The 19,191-nt window shown below is 50.2% G+C and carries 15 protein-coding genes; 9 read left to right on the forward strand and 6 right to left on the reverse strand.

Going from position 1 to position 19,191, the window contains the following annotated elements; translation table 11 throughout:
• The first annotated feature begins 445 nt into the window (after nt 1–445).
• Nucleotides 446–2,752, forward strand: coding sequence for a TonB-dependent siderophore receptor (locus tag LX59_RS11940; RefSeq protein WP_144572103.1), 2,307 nt, complete (start codon nt 446–448; stop codon nt 2,750–2,752).
• Between the two features lie 9 nt (nt 2,753–2,761).
• Nucleotides 2,762–4,261 carry a class I SAM-dependent methyltransferase gene (locus LX59_RS11945; RefSeq protein WP_246118749.1) on the forward strand — a complete coding sequence of 500 codons (1,500 nt, stop codon included), beginning with the start codon at nt 2,762–2,764 and terminating at the stop codon, nt 4,259–4,261.
• Between the two features lie 11 nt (nt 4,262–4,272).
• Here the strand turns inward: LX59_RS11945 and LX59_RS11950 are convergent, their stop codons facing one another.
• The 3 genes from LX59_RS11950 to LX59_RS11960 form a co-directional block, all read right to left on the reverse strand.
• A complete protein-coding gene (locus tag LX59_RS11950) occupies nt 4,273–4,782 on the reverse strand; it encodes a hypothetical protein (RefSeq protein WP_144572105.1) in 510 nt (169 codons plus the stop codon).
• A gap of 112 nt (nt 4,783–4,894) precedes the next feature.
• Entirely contained in the window at nt 4,895–6,646 is a 1,752-nt protein-coding gene (locus LX59_RS11955; protein ID WP_144572107.1) for a sodium:solute symporter family protein, read from the reverse strand.
• Between the two features lie 5 nt (nt 6,647–6,651).
• Nucleotides 6,652–6,915 carry a DUF4212 domain-containing protein gene (locus tag LX59_RS11960; protein ID WP_144572109.1) on the reverse strand — a complete coding sequence of 88 codons (264 nt, stop codon included), beginning with the start codon at nt 6,913–6,915 and terminating at the stop codon, nt 6,652–6,654.
• Between the two features lie 304 nt (nt 6,916–7,219).
• Here LX59_RS11960 and mazG point away from each other — a divergent pair, with 304 nt between their 5' ends.
• The 5 genes from mazG to LX59_RS11985 all read left to right on the forward strand — a co-directional run bounded on the left by mazG (nt 7,220) and on the right by LX59_RS11985 (nt 12,639).
• A complete protein-coding gene (gene mazG, locus LX59_RS11965; RefSeq protein WP_144572111.1) occupies nt 7,220–8,032 on the forward strand; it encodes a nucleoside triphosphate pyrophosphohydrolase in 813 nt (270 codons plus the stop codon).
• A gap of 80 nt (nt 8,033–8,112) precedes the next feature.
• Complete coding sequence (locus LX59_RS11970) at nt 8,113–8,652, forward strand: DUF2058 domain-containing protein (protein ID WP_144572113.1); 540 nt, start codon at nt 8,113–8,115, stop codon at nt 8,650–8,652.
• Between the two features lie 140 nt (nt 8,653–8,792).
• Nucleotides 8,793–9,020, forward strand: a complete 228-nt coding sequence (locus LX59_RS11975) for a hypothetical protein (RefSeq protein ID WP_144572115.1) — start codon at nt 8,793–8,795, stop codon at nt 9,018–9,020.
• A gap of 457 nt (nt 9,021–9,477) precedes the next feature.
• Nucleotides 9,478–9,990, forward strand: coding sequence for an LEA/WHy family protein (locus tag LX59_RS11980; RefSeq protein WP_144572117.1), 513 nt, complete (start codon nt 9,478–9,480; stop codon nt 9,988–9,990).
• A 90-nt stretch (nt 9,991–10,080) separates the two neighbouring features.
• Nucleotides 10,081–12,639 (forward strand): penicillin acylase family protein, encoded by a 2,559-nt coding sequence (locus LX59_RS11985; RefSeq protein ID WP_144572119.1) that lies wholly within the window; start codon nt 10,081–10,083, stop codon nt 12,637–12,639.
• Here the strand turns inward: LX59_RS11985 and tsaA are convergent.
• Both tsaA and rimO read right to left on the reverse strand, forming a co-directional pair.
• Nucleotides 12,623–13,318 (reverse strand): tRNA (N6-threonylcarbamoyladenosine(37)-N6)-methyltransferase TrmO, encoded by a 696-nt coding sequence (gene tsaA, locus LX59_RS11990; protein WP_144572121.1) that lies wholly within the window; start codon nt 13,316–13,318, stop codon nt 12,623–12,625. The two genes, LX59_RS11985 and tsaA, sit on opposite strands and share 17 nt — an antisense overlap.
• Nucleotides 13,318–14,646, reverse strand: a complete 1,329-nt coding sequence (gene rimO, locus LX59_RS11995) for a 30S ribosomal protein S12 methylthiotransferase RimO (protein ID WP_144572123.1) — start codon at nt 14,644–14,646, stop codon at nt 13,318–13,320. Before rimO ends, tsaA begins: the two co-directional genes overlap by 1 nt.
• Before the next feature lie 211 nt (nt 14,647–14,857).
• Here rimO and metE point away from each other — a divergent pair, with 211 nt between their 5' ends.
• Both metE and ybaK read left to right on the forward strand, forming a co-directional pair.
• Complete coding sequence (gene metE / locus LX59_RS12000) at nt 14,858–17,167, forward strand: 5-methyltetrahydropteroyltriglutamate--homocysteine S-methyltransferase (RefSeq protein WP_144572125.1); 2,310 nt, start codon at nt 14,858–14,860, stop codon at nt 17,165–17,167.
• A gap of 23 nt (nt 17,168–17,190) precedes the next feature.
• The gene (gene ybaK / locus LX59_RS12005; RefSeq protein ID WP_144572127.1) at nt 17,191–17,661 is read left to right on the forward strand and encodes a Cys-tRNA(Pro) deacylase; all 471 of its coding nucleotides are present in this window, start codon (nt 17,191–17,193) and stop codon (nt 17,659–17,661) included.
• Nucleotides 17,662–17,663: 2 nt separating this feature from the next.
• On the opposite strand, the gene mltF is transcribed toward ybaK, so the two are convergent.
• Complete coding sequence (gene mltF, locus LX59_RS12010) at nt 17,664–19,160, reverse strand: membrane-bound lytic murein transglycosylase MltF (RefSeq protein WP_144572129.1); 1,497 nt, start codon at nt 19,158–19,160, stop codon at nt 17,664–17,666.
• Between the last annotated feature and the right edge of the window lie 31 nt (nt 19,161–19,191).

The following is a 19,191-nucleotide window of genomic DNA, read 5'->3' on the forward strand; positions in this document are numbered from 1 at the left end:
GAATATAATATATATATTACAATATTTGTAACATATTGTTATTCAATGTTTTACTGCTTACCGTTCGATGCCCTTCTTGTGTTCATGTTGCCTGTGTAGTTGGGTGGCTTGTATCACACTGATTTTACGCTATTTTCCCCTTCTCATAAGTTGGTTTTGCTTTAGGCAGCTCTGAGCTGATTTAGCCTTAGGCTCGGCTATAGCGTGCCTATGTACAAATAAAACTGCCTGTTTTTTAGTAAAGATTGTCAATTGTGAGTCTTTACTTATTTTACCTTGGTAAAAATGTATAGACCTAAAATGTATTTTATTATTAAATGATATTGACTATCACTTAATAAACCCAATTAGACTCATATAGAACCTTAGAGTTCCATAGGCTTTGTTTTCAGTTTCGTAGCAAGCGTGTACTCAAGGGATATAGGGGTCTAGATGGAGGTAATCAATGTACCCCTGTTTCAAACTGCGTTACTTGCCCTTAGCTCTTATGAGTCTGTCTTCTCCAGTATTAGGGCAAATGGTGATTGGAGATGAGGTTGGAGAGGAGGACTCCGCCACGGATAATGCTCAGGCTGCTACAGAAAAATCCTTACAGTTGGAGCATGTATTAGTCACCGCTGCGGAAGAACTGAAACAGGCTCCGGGGGTATCCATCATCACCGCGGAGGATATTCGTAAACGTCCGCCCGCTAATGACCTGTCCGACATCATTCGTAAAATGCCCGGTGTCAACCTAACGGGTAACAGCTCCAGCGGCCAGTATGGTAACAACCGCCAGATCGACATTCGCGGTATGGGCCCAGAAAACACCCTAATCTTGATTGATGGTAAGCCAGTGCGTTCGCGTAACTCGGTGCGTATGGGGCGCAGCGGTGAGCGGAACACACGGGGCGATACCAACTGGGTACCGGCAGAATTGGTAGAGCGCATTGAAGTACTGCGTGGCCCAGCAGCAGCGCGTTACGGCTCCGGCGCTATGGGGGGTGTGGTCAACATCATCACCAAAAAGCCCACCGGCGACACCCACGGCACCCTGTCGTACTACACCAACCAGCCTGAAAGCGAATACGAAGGTTACAGCCGTCGCTATAACTTCAGTTTGTCTGGCCCCATTGCCGAAAATCTGGGTTATCGGCTGCATGGCAACATCAACAAAACCGATGCCGACGATTTGGCATTAAACGGCGCTTACATCGCTGATAGTGCTACAGCTACAACACCTCCAGCCGGTCGGGAAGGGGTACGTAACCGGGATCTTGGCGGTTTGCTGCGTTGGGATTTGACTCCGAATCAAACCTTGGAAGTAGAAGGATCTTACAGTCGCCAAGGTAACATCTACGCCGGTGACCGTGCAGTTTCAGGAGACGGTACTGCGTTATTGACCACGTTGGCTGATGGTGGAGCAGAAACCAATATCATGTACCGCCAAGCCTTTTCCGTGACCCATAAAGGGCATTGGAATTGGGGTACCTCCTCTCTGATTTATTCGTATGAGAACACGCGTAACCGTCGCTTAAACGAAGGTTTGGCGGGGGGAGGTGAGGGTAGTATCAGCACGGATACGACTATGTCCACTTCCGAGTTTGATAACTATAGCCTGCAAGGTGAGGTCAATATTCCCTTCAAGTTCTGGGTAAATCAGGTCGCTACTTTAGGATTTGAATACACCAAAGAAGTGTTGGACGATCCCTATTCAGTAACTCAAACTATTTCTGGGACACAGCAAATTCCGGGTGTTGATACTAATAGTCGTGAGCGGGAAAATACCAACGAAAACTTTGCCCTGATTGCCGAAAGTGTGATGAATGTGACGGATCGTTGGACCTTAACTCCGGGCTTGCGTATGGATCACCACACCATGTTCGCTACCAGTTGGAGCCCTAGTGTTAACACCACCTATAATTTCACCGATGCTTTTAGTATCAAGGGTGGTATTGCGCGCTCCATTAAAGCCCCCAATCTGTATCAATCCAACAGCAGCTATCTGTACTACACCATGGGTAATGGTTGTCCAGATCAATACCGAAGCATCATTAACCCTGTTACTGGTGCGGGTGGTGGTTGCTATGTACAGGGTAATGACGCCTTGGATGAAGAGAAAAGCTGGAACATGGAGTTGGGGGTCGCCTATGTGAAAGACGGTTGGAACCTAGGTTTAACCTACTTCCGCAATGAATACGAAGATAAAATTCAATCCGGTTTTGTTCCTGTAGGAGAGACAACAGGTGGAACTACTACAGGGCGCATTCTGAAGTGGGAAAACGCCTCTAAAGCCATCGTAGCCGGCTGGGAAGGTACTATGAATATCCCGCTGATGGGGGTAAATGGGGATATCCTGAGTTGGAATACCAACTTCACCTATATGCTGGAAAACCATAACAAGCGAACCCACGAAGTGCTGTCGGTGATTCCAGAATTCACCATCAACTCTATTCTCGATTGGCAAGCCACTAAAGACCTAAACCTGAATCTCAGTATGACCACTTACGGTTATCAAGAGCCCCGTAGCTTCAGCAGTGCTTCAGGTTCTGCTGTGACCGACGAAGCTGCTTTAAAACAGCGTGGCGGTTACACGCTATGGTCTGTGAACGGTAACTACGATTTGGGTAAAAACTGGAGCTTCGGTGCGGGTATCAGCAACCTGTTTGACAAAGAGCTCAAACGTGAAGGCACTAACGCCGGTAGCGCGGGTGCGGGCTCTTACAACGAACCGGGCCGTTCTTACTACGCTTCTGCGAAGTTCTCATTCTAAGGTTTAGGCATGCAGCAAACACCTCAATATGTGAGGGATATTCCTTATCCGCACCACTTTCAGCGTGAGGTCACTCCGGTTTGGATGACCAGTGTGGCTACGGCTCTTGGGTTTAATGGGCCAGATATCACACAAGCTTACTCTTGGTGTGAGTTGGGGTGTGGGCAGGGGTTGACCGCTTTAGTTACTGCTGCTGCTAATCCTCAAGGGCGTTTTACTGCAATCGATTTTAATCCGCAGCACATTGCCCACGGACGGGCTTTGGCTTCTGCCGCCGATTTGTCGAATCTGCACTTTGTCGAAGCTGATTTTTTGACCCTCGCTACCCAAGCCCAAGAACTTCAGCCTGAGTATGACTTTATTGTCCTCAACGGGGTTTATTCTTGGATTTCTGGGGCTGAGCGTGTTGTTATCCACCGTTTTATTCAGCAGCGTCTAAAGCCGGGTGGGTTGCTGTATCTAGGCTATATGTGCCAGCCTGGCATGGCTTTTTTGGCGGGCTTAAGGTCTTTGTTGCGGGTGCATACAGAGCATATATCTGGCCCCATAACCCAACGAGTACACAAGGCCTTAAGTTTGCTGGAGCGTATGGCAGAGGCCAAAGCAGGCTTTTTTGTCGAGCACCCTCAGGCGGTGGAATATCTGCGCCGTGCTCGCCAGCATGATCCTGCATATCTGGTGCATGAACTGCTTAATCCCCACTGGGATTCGTTGCCAGTGGCTCAGGTAATGGCCGAGTTGGAAGCAGATGCTGGCTGCTACTATGTGGGTAGTGCTACTCCTTTAGAAAACATTGATGCGCTCTCGATTCCCGGTAATTTATTGCCGCTTATGGAGTCTCTAAATACGACCGCCGAGCGGGAAAGTTTTAAAGATTTGGCCCGCAATCAGTCTGAGCGGCGCGATCTGTATCAAAAAGGTCGCCATCCTCTGGATATAGAGCGGCATCGTTCTCGGTTATGTGACCAAGTAATCACCGCACTGCCGGGCGCTCCATCACAAGGATCTCTGCGTTTTGAAACACGTATTGGCCCGCTAGAGGGTACTGCTGATTTATTTGGGCCTATTTTAAAAGCCTTGGCTGAAGGCCCGCAGTCCTTTGCGGATTTGCTTAGGATCCCAGCCCTACAGCACCAAGGTGACTTAATTAACGCTGCTGTGCAGATGTTATTTTGGGCTGGAATAGCTCATCCCTTATTGCCGGGCAGCGTAAGTATTGAAAATTGCCAGCGTTTGAATCGAGTTCTGTGTGAGCGCAGTTTGAGTACTGAACATTATGGATACTTGGCCGCTGCTGCTTTAGGCTCAGGGGTCGAGGCGGATGATCTGTACATGACTGCCGTGCGCGTATTACAGGACTACCGGAATATGACAGGTAGTCTGTTACGGGAAACTGTACAGGCCGTGCGCCGTAGCCATCAAAAAACGCTGACGGATCAAGATAGCCAGCGTTTGGGCATGTTTGAAGATGAAGTCCGTGCGGCTTGGCAGCGTATGGGCGTTTTATAATTCTTCCATCATCAGTCAGAGCATACTAATGAGTTGAGTGGATCAGCAGGGCTCAGAGTTTGAATGCTGTCCAATATGGGTTTTCGGTGTTCGTTAATTTTAAGCATTTCCCTATTTAGGCAGTTTAATAAATAGCCTTGGGGTTTTACGCGTTCGCTATAGTCTTTTTCAAAACGATATAAAACAAACTCAACAATATCTTGGTCATCTGCGCTTATATACCGTAGGTTCTCCTTATCTAAAACAGTAAATACAGTGGTCATGGGAAATACAAAAGTCCAAGGTTTCCACGCTATGCTGTGTGTTTCGGAAGAAACAACGACCGAAGAGCGGGGCAGTTGTGTTTGTTTAAAGTCAAACCAAGTGTACTCCGCGTAAATTTGATAACCCAACATGCCTACCCCCGCACCTATAGGAATAATCCATTTGGGGAGGCGTTTTCGGCTGATAGAGTAAGCCAGTAGACCCACTCCGGCTGTACCTAAACCTGCAAAAACAGTTGCAATAAGATTCCAAAGCATAATTTTTGGTTTTCTGTTCAGTTAAAAAGATCGGACATCTCGCTAAAGAAGTCCGATCTAAAAGTTACCATTAGCTTAGTTGTAACCAGAGCTCTGAAAATTAGATTCTGTTTTAGTGATCAAGAGCGGCACCGGCTCCTTTCGGATAACGGACGCTTTCAACCAAGTCTTGAATGGCCTGTGGTGGTGCTTCTGTTGCATTGGAAACTGCAAACGCAACTCCGAAGTTAATTAAGGCTCCTACAGCGCCAAAGGACAGTGGAGAAATTCCCAAGATCCAATTGTCTGGAGTATTAGCCAGCATGTTGGTGCCTGGGATGAAGAACCAGCCTAGGTAGGTGAAGATGTACAGCAAGGTGATGCTCAGACCGGCCACCATACCTAAAGTAGCCCCTTTATCATTCACTCGTTTAGAGAAAATGCCCATCATCAAGGTCGGGAAGATGGAAGCGGCGGCAATACCGAAGGCCAGAGCGACCACTTGTGCCGCAAAGCCCGGCGGATTTAAGCCTAAGTAAGTGGCGACCCCAATGGCTAACGCCATCGAAATTCGTGCGGCCATCAACTCATTGCGTTCCGAAATATCCGGCTTGATCAGGGTTTTCAGCAGATCGTGGCTGACAGCCGAGGAAATGGCTAAGAGTAAGCCCGCTGCTGTCGATAGCGCAGCAGCAATGGCTCCGGCTGCAATTAAACCAATCACCCAGCCGGGTAAATTAGCAATTTCAGGGTTAGCCAGCACTAGGATGTCATTATTAACGGTCAGTTCGTTACCCTTCCAGCCACGCTCTGACATATCAGCCTGATCGTTATAGAACTGGATGCGGCCATCGCTGTTTTTGTCCTCAAACTTGATTAAGCCAGTTTGCTCCCAGGTTTTAATCCAGCTAGGACGCTCAGCATATTCCAGTGCAGGAGCGGTTGGGCCTTCTGGGTAAATGGTTGTAAGTAGGTTAAGGCGTGCCATACCGGCCACAGCGGGAGCAGTCAGGTACAAGATGGCAATGAAGATCAAAGCCCAGCCTGCAGACCAACGAGCATCAGCTACCTTAGGTACGGTGAAGAAACGGATGATGACGTGCGGTAAACCGGCAGTACCAATCATCAGCGACATGGTAAACAGCACCATGTTCAGCTTGTTGGAAACGTCAGCGGTATAGTCTTGGAAGCCCAGCGCCCGCACCACTTCGTCCAGCTTTTGCAGCAGTGGCATGCCCGAATCAACATGGGTACCGATTAATCCCAAAGAGGGGATCAAATTGCCTGTTAATTGTAGGGAAATGAAAATGGCCGGAATGGTATAGGCTACAATCAGCACCACATATTGGGCGACCTGAGTGTAGGTAATACCTTTCATCCCGCCAAATACGGCATACAAAAACACGATAATGGCGGCGATCCAGATACCTGCTTCATTACTGACTTCAAGGAAGCGTGAGAAGGCAATACCTGCACCGGCCATCTGACCGATTACATAGGTGGTAGAGGCGATGATCAGGCAGATAACGGCCATGAATCGAGCGTGGCGGCTGTAGAAGCGGTCGCCAATAAAGTCGGGTACTGTGAATTTGCCAAACTTACGCAGATAAGGCGCAAGTAACATAGCCAAGAGTACATAACCGCCCGTCCAACCCATCAGGAAGGAGGAATTGACATAGCCTGTAGAAATCAGGCCCGCCATAGAAATAAACGAGGCCGCGGACATCCAGTCCGCCGCAGTTGCCATACCGTTAGCAACAGGATGTACACCACCACCTGCGACATAAAACTCCTGAGTCGATCCGGCACGTGCCCAGACCGCAATCCCGATATACAGCAGGAAGGAAGCTCCGACAAAGAGCAGGTTAATTACAAATTGACTCATGTCGGTTACTCCTCAAAGCCCATATCTTTATCGAGCTTATTCATACGCCAAGCGTAAAAGAAGATCAGCACAATAAAGGTGAGGATTGATCCTTGTTGGGCAAACCAAAATCCCAAATCAGCACCGCCTATATACACGCTCATAAAGAGTGGACGTAGTAAGATGCCAAAGCCAAAGGATACGAGGGTCCAAACAATCAAACTTCCGATGATTAGCCGAAGATTGGCTGACCAGTATGCAGCAGCATTACCCGAATGGCTGTCTGTCATAACATTGTCTCCATATTTTTGTTGTTAGACTTTTAGAAACATTAAGATATGTTTTTTCGAGCTTAAATTAGTGTAGGTGCTTCTTAAATTATTTTGGGTAATTAGTGCTCCTAATACAAAGCTTAAGTAGAAGATGAGGTGATTTAGTCTGGCAAAATTAATAGATACATCAGCAGCCCCACTTTAGTCTGAAGAGGCTGAGTTATAGGCTGATAACTCCAACTGACAATTAGTTCTGGAGGCTCTAGCATAGGGTAAGTTAAGTTTTATACCCTTGGTTCTCACTCAGACATGCAGAAATTATATGTATCAAATTGACGATTTACTGTACCTCATGGCTCGTTTACGCGATCCACAGCAGGGTTGTCCGTGGGACTTAAAACAAACCTATGCCAGCCTTGTACCCTACACCCTAGAAGAAGCCTATGAAGTTGCTGATGCCATTGAGCAGGCTGATTTCGAGCATTTACCCGGAGAGCTGGGAGATCTGCTCTTTCAGGTAGTGTATTACAGCCAATTGGCTCAAGAAGAAAGACGCTTTGCCTTTACGGATGTGGTGCATGGCATTACCCAAAAACTCATTCGTCGGCACCCGCATATATTCCCACAAGGAGCACTCTATGCTGCTATTGAGCGCCAACATGTAGACGAATCCCAAATTCATCCGCGCTGGGAAGAAATCAAAGCCCAAGAGCGTGCTGAAAAGGCTAAAGAGCCAGAGCAATTATCGCTGCTGGCAGATATTCCCCGAGCATTACCAGCCCTTAGTCGAGCGACTAAATTGCAAAGGCGCGCCGCGCAGGCGGGTTTTGATTGGGCGACACCGGAGCCTGTTTTTGAAAAGGTGCGTGAAGAATTGGCCGAAGTGCATGAAGCACAATCAGATCCTGTGGCTGTTGCAGAAGAGTTAGGGGATCTACTGTTTAGCGTGGTTAATCTCTGCCGTCATTTACAGATAGACCCAGAGGCTGCGTTGCGGGCTGCAAATACTAAATTTGAGCGCCGTTTTCGTTATCTGGAGTCCCAAGTAGGGCAATCGAGTCGAGCTTTTAACCAACATACACTGGCCGAGTTAGACCAGTTTTGGAATCAAGCTAAAGAATACGAAAAGTCCTAAATGGGCGGTAAAAAGCTTGACTTGTTGCGTTTGAGTTGCAGACTGACACACTATTGTTTACTGAATACAAAGGGTTAATCATGGGTCTTTCCCTGCGTGACCAGCTGCTCAATGCTGGACTGGTCAATGAAAAACAAGCTAAACAGGCCGGCAAGCAAAAGCAGAAGCAAGAGCGTCTGGAACGTAAAGGGCAAGTAGAAAAAGACGACAGCGTGCGCCAAGCAGCTTTACAAGCCCAAACGGAAAAAGTGGAGCGTGATCGCGAGCTGAATCGACAGCAGCAAGAGAAGCTGGATCAAAAGGCTCGAACAGCACAGATTAAACAACTGATCGAAAGCAGTCGTTTACCTAAATTAGACACGGATGATTACTACAATTTTGTGGACGGGAAAAAGGTCAAGCGGATTGCTGTTAATGCCATGCTGCGAGACAAGCTTTCGCGGGGATCCCTAGCTATTGTGCGACACGGTGGTGCTTACGAAATCATTCCACGAGATGCCGCCTTGAAAATTCAGGAGCGAGATGCTCAGCGTATCATCTTGCTCAGCACACAAACTGAAGAGCCAGAAGCAGATGATCCTTACGCCGCATACAAGGTTCCTGATGACCTGATGTGGTAAGCCTTACCGTTGATCAGAAATGATTTGAGTAAATGCCAATCAATCTTGGCAATTTATAGAAAGCCGTCTAGCCTGACTAAAGCGCCCTCAAAATTTTTGAGGGGTACGGCTTATAACAAGACCGAGAGAGGTAAGAGCATATGGCCACTTGGATCATTGCGTATAACCAAAACGGCAACACCTCCATGATCAAAATCAAATCCGAGCATCGTCCTGATTTGGATGAAGCCATTGATCTGGTGACGCAAAAAGCAGAACGGGAATATGAAGAGCTGGATTTTGATCCCGATCCTAATGAAGAGCAAACCCCAGCGCTGTTGTTGGTTGAGCGCTTCGGTATCACAGTAACAGGCATTGCCCGCTGTTGATTAAGTTCTATCTTTAACACCTTCCTTTTATAACTTTCTATCCCTATTACCTACTAGCCCCTGCCATTTGCGGCAGGGCGCTTCTCGCCATCTTTCTTTAGGGCTGTGCTTCGATTAGTCGCAGTCTTAGTCTTTCTGATCTCATATGAGATTTATTGCTATTTGTGTATGATTTTTAGATGTGGATTTCTTGCTTTAAGTCACTTTTTTGTAAGGGCTTGCAAGGTATTCTTCAAAGGTAATGGCAAAAGCATATTTTTTGCCCTTGTCATCTACTGATCATTCTGTTGCGTTAAAAGGGGCTCTGCGTTTTCGCTGTGCTGAGTCGCTTGGTCTACCTAATTACTGCAAATTCAATAAGTTACTGACTTTATGTGTTTTTGTGGTTGGTTTGGATAGAGCAGTCCAACAGAAATTTCTGCCCACTAAAAGATTGAACTGCTGCTGGAGCATTAAAATGTTTGCTTTTACACGGAAACAGCGAACCCTGACCAAGTTGTTACTCCTTACAGGGCTACTGAGTTGCCTACCAGGCTGCTCCAGCTGGTTTGTAGACGAACATTTCCAAAATCCTCAAGTGCAGTTGACTCAAGTTGAAGTAGTGCGGGCACGAGCCTTAGAACAAGAGTTTCTATTTCGCTATCGTATTGACAACCCCAACGATGCAAACCTAACCGTTCGGGGGTTGACCTACCGTGTCCATTTGGAAGATATCGAAATAACTAATGGCGAGTCTGGCATTTGGGTTGAGGTGCCTGCTAATGGCCATGCTTATTATGAAGTTCCAGTGCATACCAACCTTTGGCGCAACATGAAGCAAGTTGTACGTCTGCTGCGCAAGGATAAACCTATCCGTTATCGTTTAGACGGTGAGTTGAAGTCCGGTCTCGTGTTTGGACGGCGGCTTCCTGTTGCTAATGACGGCGAGTTGAGGAATAACACTTCTTCTGCTCTGTCTATGTTGGACTGATTGAAAACACATTAATGAGTATCTCCTGTTTTTTGCAGATTTTGGCTTAGCATAGAAGACTAAGGCCCAAGGTTTGCAGTAGGAGTTACCATGTTTGCCTCGCTTTCTAGTCTTTTGTTGAAGCGCTTTGCTGTACTGCTTGCCATTTTGACGGCTTTAGGGCTGCTAGGGTGCCAAGCCTATCTGGATGAGCGTTATCAAACCTCTTTGCCTCCAACCCAAGGCCAACAACCCTTGGTGGGACTCTTTGACGCAGTCAGTGTACGTCGTAACACCTTGGGCGTGCCATTCATCGAAGGTCGCAATTTCCACGATACGGTATTTGCTTTGGGTTACGTCCATGCCAGCGACCGTTTGAGTCAAATGCTGGGTATGCGGCGCGTTGCTCAAGGGCGTTTGGCTGAGCAGCTTGGAGCGGAGGTTTTGGCTTTAGATCGCTTTATGCGCGCCGTGAATCTGCGTCAAAGTGCTCAGCAGCTATACCGCAGTGCATCGCCGCAGATGAGAAATATGCTGGAGGTTTATGCGCGTGGAGTGAATGCATACATCTACCGCTATCGTGATCAGTACCCCCTAGATTTGGCTGGACAAAAGCCCGAATACTGGCAACCCGAAGACTCCGCTCTAGTGTTCTGTTTGATTCAGTTTGGTTTATCGGTCAATGTACAAGAAGAGATCGCATCCTTAGTGATGGCTCAAAAAGTAGGGGCCGATAAGCTGCACTGGTTACTGCCTATTTATCCTGATGAAGATTTACCCCTTGAGGAAGCTAATAAGCTTAAGGGTTTGAATCTAAAGGGTAAAATCCCAGAAATTGCAGGGCTTAATCAACTCAGTCAAGACTTGGAGCGCTGGCTCCCAATGGGAGTGGCCGCCTCTAATAATTGGGCTGTTGCTGGGGCTCGTACCCTGAGTGGTAAACCCCTATTGGCTAACGATCCCCATCTTCCCCTATCTATGCCTTCGTATTGGACTTTAGTACAGGTTAAGGGGCCAGAGTTTGAAGCGGCTGGGCTGAGTATTGCCGGGATTCCAGCGGTGGTTGCGGGGTTTAATGGTCGTTTGGCTTGGGGCATGACTATGGTCATGGGGGATACCCAAGATATTTTTTTGGAGCAAATACGCAACGAGAAAGGCCGCGTACAGTATCTCGCTGAGGGGCAATGGGTGCCTGCCCGTGAACGTTCTGAAACCTACATCATTAAAGGACAGGCACCTATTCATGAAAAGGTGTATGAAACCCGTAACGGCCCCTTGCTAAATCTGGGGTTGGTTGAGCGTAAGCATTCCATGCAACCTGTAGCTATTCACAGCGGTTATGGGTTGGCTTTAAAAACACCTTCACTGGAGGGCGATCAGTCTTTAGAGGCTTTTTTCAAACTTTCTCAAGCTTCCTCGGTGCCTCAGGCTTTTGAGCAGGCTCGCGCTATACAGGCAGTTCCTTTAAATTTGGTATTTGCAGATCGCCAGAGTATTGCGTGGCAGGTAACGGGGCGCTATCCCAATCGCCGCTCAGGTTTAGGTTTGATTCCCTCACCGGGGTGGACTGCGGATTATCAGTGGGAAGGCTTTGCTGAACCTATGTTGCATCCCTATGACCAAGATCCCGCCCAAGGTTGGTTGGGAACCGCCAATCATCGCACCGTATCGCGGGGCTATGGGTTACAGCTATCCAGCTCATGGCACTATCCCGAACGCTTTGAGCGTTTGAGCAATTTGGTGATGCAAGGCAAGCAGGATGTGCGCACTACGACAGCGATGCAGTACGACCAAACTACAGGTTTTGCATCTAAGCTAAAAACCATGCTGCAAGGGCCGGGAATGGCGCAGCCTTTAGCGCAGGCGATACAAGCCTTGCCTATAGAACAAAGGAGAAAGGCTCAAGAAGCCTTAAAACACCTTTTAGCCTTTGATGGAGGTTTGGAAGCTAATTCCGCAGAGGCCGCGGTGTACGGTGCTTTCTTGTTCGAATCTGCGCGGCAGATTTTTTTGGATGAGTTAGGCCCAGAAGACAGCAGCACCGCTTGGCAAGCCTTGGTGCAGACAGCCAATAACTCCTATTCGGCACAGGCTGACCATTTACTGGGTAGGGATGAAAGTCCTTTTTGGGATGACATTCGCACCCCTCAATTGGAAACCAAGCCAGAAATCCTAGCCCGCAGTCTGGCGGCCAGTATTCAGTTATTGGAGTCTAAATTAGGTACAGATCGCACAGCATGGCAATGGGGGAAATTACACACCTATCATTGGCTTAGTAGTGCCAGCCAGATGGCTCCTAATATGGGGATGACTCAGCGTTTGGCCGTTGGAGCCGTATCTGATTATCTGAATCGCGGGCCCTATCCGGCGGGTGGGGATTTTGCCACTTTAAACGTAGCCGCTAACCGTTGGGGCAGTAACTTTGATGTGTGGTTGATTCCCTCAGCGCGCTTTATCGTGGACTTTGGGCGCGATGAGCCCATGTTAGTAGTGAACAGCTCGGGGCAGTCAGGCAATCCTTCTAGCCCGCACTATGCCGATGGCATTGAAGCTTGGCTGAAAGGGCAGTACATGAGCTTGCCCTTTAAGGTGGAAAACCAAACCAAGGTGTATGGCAGCACACCCTTGAGGCTCGTACCTGAAAAAGCAGCCGCTAAATCGCGGGAGTGACGGCTAGAACTCGAATGCGTTCTGGTGTTGGGTAATGCCACTTGACCTCCACATCCCAAAACTGAGTGCCGTATTGGCGCTCAGGGCTGGGCAGGCTGTAGGCTGGGCGCGGATCTTGGGCGAGGCATTGTTCGATCAGCTCCACCAAGGGTTGGCTTAGGCGTTGGCCCTGTTGCTGGGCACAGACGAGAGCTTCGGGTTGCCAGTCCACCGAGATCAGTAAGGGTGGTGCATCGGCCATTTGGTTTTGAGCGTCCGGCAGGCTGTCGGCGTAGGGCACATAGGGCTTGATATCAAGGATTGGCGTGCCGTCCAAGAGATCAATCCCGGATACCCAGAGCTTGCCTGCTTCCACCCGATCCAGCTTGACTACCGATTGGCCGATGCCATTAGGACGGTGAGTGGAGCGGGTAGCAAATACGCCGGTAAACTGATTGCCGCCTAAACGCGGTGGACGTACCCGCAAGCGGGGTTGGGCTTCCAGTGTTTGGTGAAACAGAAACAGCAACCACACATGACTGACCTGCTCTAAGCCTTCGACCGCTTGGGGCTGATCGAAGGGCGGAACCAGCTCAACCAACCCTCGCGCTGCGGGTGCTAATCGCGATTGGCGAGGGATAGCGAACTTCTCCCGAAAACAGGAGCGCAGATAGCCGACCGGCGTAACGCTGTGCTGCATTAAATACGTTCAGCCCATAGATCGTATTCGGTGGCATCGGTGATCTGAGCTTTGATCAGGTCGCCGGGTTTGAGGTCGAAGTCCTCCAGATAGACGTTGCCGTCGATTTCAGGCGCATCGCCGGGCGAGCGGCCAATAGCCCCTTCTTCGTCGATTTCGTCAATTAACACCTCAATGGTCTGGCCGATGCGCTGTTGTAGGCGGGTTTGGCTGATGGCCTGTTGGTGGGCCATAAAGCGCTCCCAGCGTTCTTGTTTTACTTCTTCTGGTACCGCACCTTCTAACTCGTTGGCAGAGGCACCTGCCACAGCGGAATATTGGAAACAACCCACCCGATCCAACTGAGCTTCGGTGAGCCAATCCAGCAGATACTGGAAATCCTCCTCCGTTTCGCCGGGGAAGCCGACGATAAAGGTAGAGCGAATGGTCAGCTCAGGGCAGATTTCCCGCCACTGGCGGATGCGCTCCAGGGTTTTGTCCTTAAACGCCGGACGCTTCATGGCTTTGAGGATGTTTGGGCTGGCGTGCTGGAAGGGAATATCCAGATAGGGCAGTAGCTTGCCTTCAGCCATCAGCGGAATTACCTCGTCCACGTTAGGGTAGGGGTAGACGTAGTGCAAACGCACCCAAACCCCGAGGCTGGACAGAGCTTCGCACAGCTCCTTCATCCGGGTTTTGACCGGGCGACCGTTCCAAAATTCGGTTTTGTAGCCCAAGTCCACGCCATAGGCGCTGGTGTCTTGGGAGATGATTAGCAGCTCTTTTACTCCAGCGCGTACCAGCTTTTCCGCTTCCTCCAGCACTTCATTCACCGGACGGCTGACCAGTTTGCCGCGAATGCCGGGAATGATGCAGAAGCTGCAATGATGGTTACAGCCTTCAGAAATTTTTAGATAGGCGTAGTGGCGTGGCGTGAGTTTCACACCTTGAGGCGGCACTAAATCCACAAAGGGATCGTGGTCTGCGGGAGGCGGAACTGCATCATGTACCGCCTGTACGACCTGTTCGTACTGCTGAGGGCCGCTGACCGCCAATACGCTAGGGTGTACATCGCGGATAGCGTCTTCCGATACGCCCATGCAGCCGGTGACGATTACGCGCCCGTTTTCGCGCAGGGCTTCGCCGATGGCCTCTAAGGATTCGGCTTTGGCCGAGTCGATAAAGCCGCAGGTATTGACCACCACCACGTCTGCATCCTGATAGCTGGGCACGATCTGATAGCCCTCGGTGCGCAGTTGGGTGAGGATACGCTCGGAATCAACGGTGGCTTTGGGACAGCCCAAAGAGACAACGCCCACGCTGGGAGCTTTTCGTGATGGCTTGGACATGCTGGAAACCCGAGACAGAACGCAAAAGAAAGGGGCGGGAGTATACAGTGATCTGCGCTGGAACTCTCCTAGGGGCGATCTTGGCCGATGGGCGCAGTGCATGATGAATTTTTTGAGGGTTGATCTCAAAATACTTGAGTTTGTTTCATGCCAATAAAAGGTCAGAAAATCTGCTCCTCTGAATTTAACTGATGTCATGGGGAGCAGCGATATGGCCGTAGGGCATAGTTTGGGATTTCCGCGCATTGGACGGGATCGGGAACTGAAACGCGCGCTGGAAGCCTACTGGAAAGGCGATTTAGACGAAGCCGGTTTACGCGCCGTAGGCCAAAAGCTGCGCGCCGCCCATTGGCAGACGCAACAAGAAGTCGGATTGGATTGGCTGCCGGTGGGAGATTTTGCTTGGTACGATCAGGTATTGACCCATTCTCTGATGTTTGGGGTAATTCCTGAGCGTTTTAAATCCACAGAAACGCCTAGCCTAGATACCCTGTTTGCCGTAGCGCGTGGTTTATCCCGTCAGGGTGCGGGGCAACAGGCGCAACCGGCTTCGGCGCTGACTAAGTGGTTTGATACCAACTACCACTATCTAGTACCGGAATTGGCCCCGAATCAATCCTTCCAGCTCAGTTGGAATCAGTTGTTTGAGGAAGTTGAGGAGGCCAAGGCTTTAGGACATCGCGTCAAGCCAGTATTGATTGGCCCGCTGACCTACCTCTGGTTGGGCAAGGCTCAAGGGGATTTTGATAAGCTGGAGTTACTTGACTCCCTATTGCCGATCTACGCGCAGATTGTGCAGCGTTTGGCCGACCAAGGAATGGAGTGGGTGCAGTTGGATGAACCCATTCTGGTTTTGGATTTACCGCAGGACTGGAAAAACGCCTTTGAGCGCGCCTACAACCAACTGCAACGCGCTCCTTTAAAGAAGCTAGTGGCCACCTATTTTGGCGGATTAGAAGACAATCTGCTGCTGGCCAGTCAGTTGCCGGTAGAGGGGTTGCATCTGGATTTAGTCCGCGCTCCTGAACAACTTCCAGCCGTGTTGGATCGTTTGCCAAGCTATAAAGTGCTGTCGTTGGGCGTGGTGAATGGGCGCAATGTATGGCGCTCCGATCTGAATAAAACCTTGGATCTGCTACGCCCCACCGCCGAGCGCTTGGGTGAGCGTTTATGGATCGCGCCTTCCTGTTCGTTGCTGCATTGTCCGGTGGATTTGACCAGTGAGACGGCTCTGGAGGCCGAGTTTAAAGACTGGCTGGCCTTTGCCGTGCAAAAAAGCCGAGAAGTAGCGCTGCTGGTGCAGGCGATTAACCAGCCAGAAGCCCCCGAAGTACAGCAAGCCTTGGCCGAGAGTGCGCGTATTCAAGCCGAGCGGGCTCAGTCTAAACGCATTCATAAAGAGTCGGTGCAAGCGCGCTTATCCGCGATACGGGCACGACATACGGAGCGTCAGTCGGCTTTTAGCGCGCGTATTGGTAAACAGCGGGCTCGGTTAAATCTGCCGCTATTTCCTACCACAACCATTGGCTCCTTTCCCCAGACTCCGGCCATCCGTCTGGCACGCCAATCCTACCGCCAAGGCAAACTCTCTGAAGCTGAGTATGTTGAAGCCATGCAAGCGGAAATCCGCCATGCCGTCTTGGTGCAAGAGAGCTTAGGCCTTGATGTGCTGGTGCACGGTGAGGCCGAGCGCAACGACATGGTGGAGTATTTTGCCGAGCAGTTGGACGGCTACCTGCTGACCCGCAATGGGTGGGTGCAAAGTTACGGCTCCCGCTGTGTGAAGCCCGCCATTATCTACGGTGATTTAAGCCGACCTAAGCCGATGACGGTGGATTGGATCAGTTATGCTCAACAGCAGACCCGCAAACCGATGAAAGGCATGCTCACGGGGCCGGTTACCATGTTGCTGTGGTCATTCCCGCGCGAAGATTTGAGTGCAGAACAGCAAGCGCGGCAACTGGCCTTGGCCATTCGGGACGAGGTACAGGATTTAGAAGCCGCAGGCATTGCGGTAATCCAGATTGATGAGGCTGCCTTCCGAGAGGGCTTACCTTTGCGGCGAGATCGCTGGGCTGCTTATTTGGATTGGGCGGTGCAATCCTTCCGCCTGTGCAGTGCCGGAGTGCAGGATGAAACTCAAATCCACACCCATATGTGCTACAGCGATTTTAATGCCATTATCGAAGCCATTGCCGCTATGGATGCGGATGTGATCACCATTGAAACCTCAAGGGGGCAGATGGCGTTACTCAAGGCGTTCCAAGTCTTCCAGTACCCCAACGAAATTGGCCCCGGTGTGTACGATATTCACTCGCCGCGCGTTCCAGAGGCTTCGGAAATGCGTGAGCTGCTGGTAAAAGCACTGGAGCATATTCTGGTTGAGCGCCTCTGGGTAAACCCAGACTGTGGTTTAAAAACCCGTGGCTGGCCGGAAACTCAGGCGGCTTTGGCTAATATGGTGGCTGCCGCTCGACAATTGCGGACGCGCTACGCTCAAGCGGAATCTGGAGTAGAGTAGGGTTTTTAGTTGTGTGAACCACCATGACTCCAGCCATCGACCTGTTGAAAAAAGTTAAAGCCAGCTTTCAAATCCATAGCTACGAACATGATCCTAAATCCGCCTCCTATGGATTGGAGGCGGCAGAGAAGCTTCAGCTCAATCCAGCTCAGGTTTTTAAAACCCTACTGGTGAGTACGGAAGCTAAAGAGTTGTTGGTAGCCGTTGTGCCAGTGGGTGGGAGTTTGGATTTAAAAGCTTTAGCGCAGGCGGCAGGGGTTAAAAAGCTGGAAATGGCCAACCCGCAGATGGCCCAGCGCACTACGGGTTATTTGGTGGGAGGCATCAGCCCTTTGGGGCAGAAAAAGCGCCTGCGTACCTTTATTGACCTATCTGCCCAGAATTGGCCCAGCATTTTTGTCAGTGCTGGGCGGCGGGGGTTGGAGGTGGAGCTCAGTGCAGCGGTATTGGCCGAGCATACCCACGCTGCTTTTGCCGCTATTGCTAAAGATTAAAGCTACAGCGGCGGCAGATTTTTACTCAGATCGGCGGGATTAATACCGGGAATGTGCAGGTTTTTCTGAGCTGGGGCACGGCTTTCCAGTTGTGGTTGGCTCGTCCACGTCAAAATATCCAGATAGCGGCGCACATTGGCGACAAACTCCACCGGCTCGCCGCCGCGTGCGTAGCCGTAGCGGGTTTTGGTGTACCACTCCTGCTGGGCTAGGCGCGGCAAAATGCGTTTAACATCTAGCCAGCGGTTGGGGTTGAGGCCCGCTTTGCGGGTTAATTGGCGCGCATCTTCTAAATGACCAGCCCCCACATTGTAGGCAGCGAGGGCAAACCAAGTGCGGTCAGGTTCCCGAATGCTGTTGGGCAGTTCATTGTGTATTTGCACAAAGTACTCTGTGCCGCCCTTAATGCTTTGCACTGGGTTAAGACGATCCGTGACCCCCACTGATTCTGCGGTGTTCTGAGTGAGCATCATCAAACCACGAACCCCCGTTTTTGAGATGGCGGTAGGGTCCCACTGTGATTCCTGATAGCCGATGGCAGCCACCAGCCTCCAGTCAATATCGTGCTGTTTAGCGGCGGCTCGAAAGTGTTTTTCGTAGCGTGGTAGACGTTGGCGCAGGTGTTGGGCAAAGGTGTAGACCCCCACATAACCCAGAATATCGCCGTGGCTGTAATAGCGCTCTTTCAGGTTTTGCAAGGTGCCATTTTTTTGTACGTTACGAAGGTACTGATTAGCAGCCTCAACCAAGCTCCGATCCTCTGCCGTACAGCGCATGGCCCAAGCTTGCTGATTTTGGCTGTTTAGCTCAAACGCAGAGCGCACATTGGAAAAATAAAATTGGTTGATGGCAAGTTCGTTGGATTCGGCCAAGGTAAAGGCCAACTGTTTGGTATCCACCATGCGCAATAGATCTACGACCTCTACATGATCGGATTCTTCGTACTTTAGCTTAGGATTTTCTTGGTGCAGTTGCTCCAGCAATTGGGCGTGGGTACTGCCTTTCACTACTAGAATTTTTTTGCCAAACAGGTCTGTTAGGGCATTAGGGCGTACTTGGTTGCGGTGGTAAATCACCTGAGTCGCCGAATCCATATAGGCTTGGCTGAAACAAAACTGCGGTGGCTTGTCTGGGCCTTGGATTAGGCTGGCGGCGGCCAGCACGGGGCCATTGGGTTCGGCAAGGCGCTCAAACAGTTCTTCAGGGGTGTTAGCAATCTCTAAATGCAAACTCACGCCAAGGTATTTAGCAAAGCCTTTGACCAACTCGTATTCAAATCCCGCTTCACCCGTACGGTCTTGGTAATAAGTCGTGGGAGCGTTCCGGGTGATGACGCGCAACACGCCCTGCATCTGAACATGCTCTAGTTGGCTGTGCTGCTTAGCAGAAACCTCGGGCGTTGAAGTATCACCACAGCCATTGAGCATCAGCACAAGGCCTAGGGCTAACAGTCGAGTAAGCCTGTAGGGTGAGTGATGAGATAGGGTATAGGCAGACATGGCGCGCAGTATACGCAAAGGAAGGGCTATG

It is taken from the genome of Azomonas agilis (genome assembly GCF_007830255.1).
GTDB classification, from domain to species: Bacteria; Pseudomonadota; Gammaproteobacteria; order Pseudomonadales; family Pseudomonadaceae; genus Azomonas; species Azomonas agilis.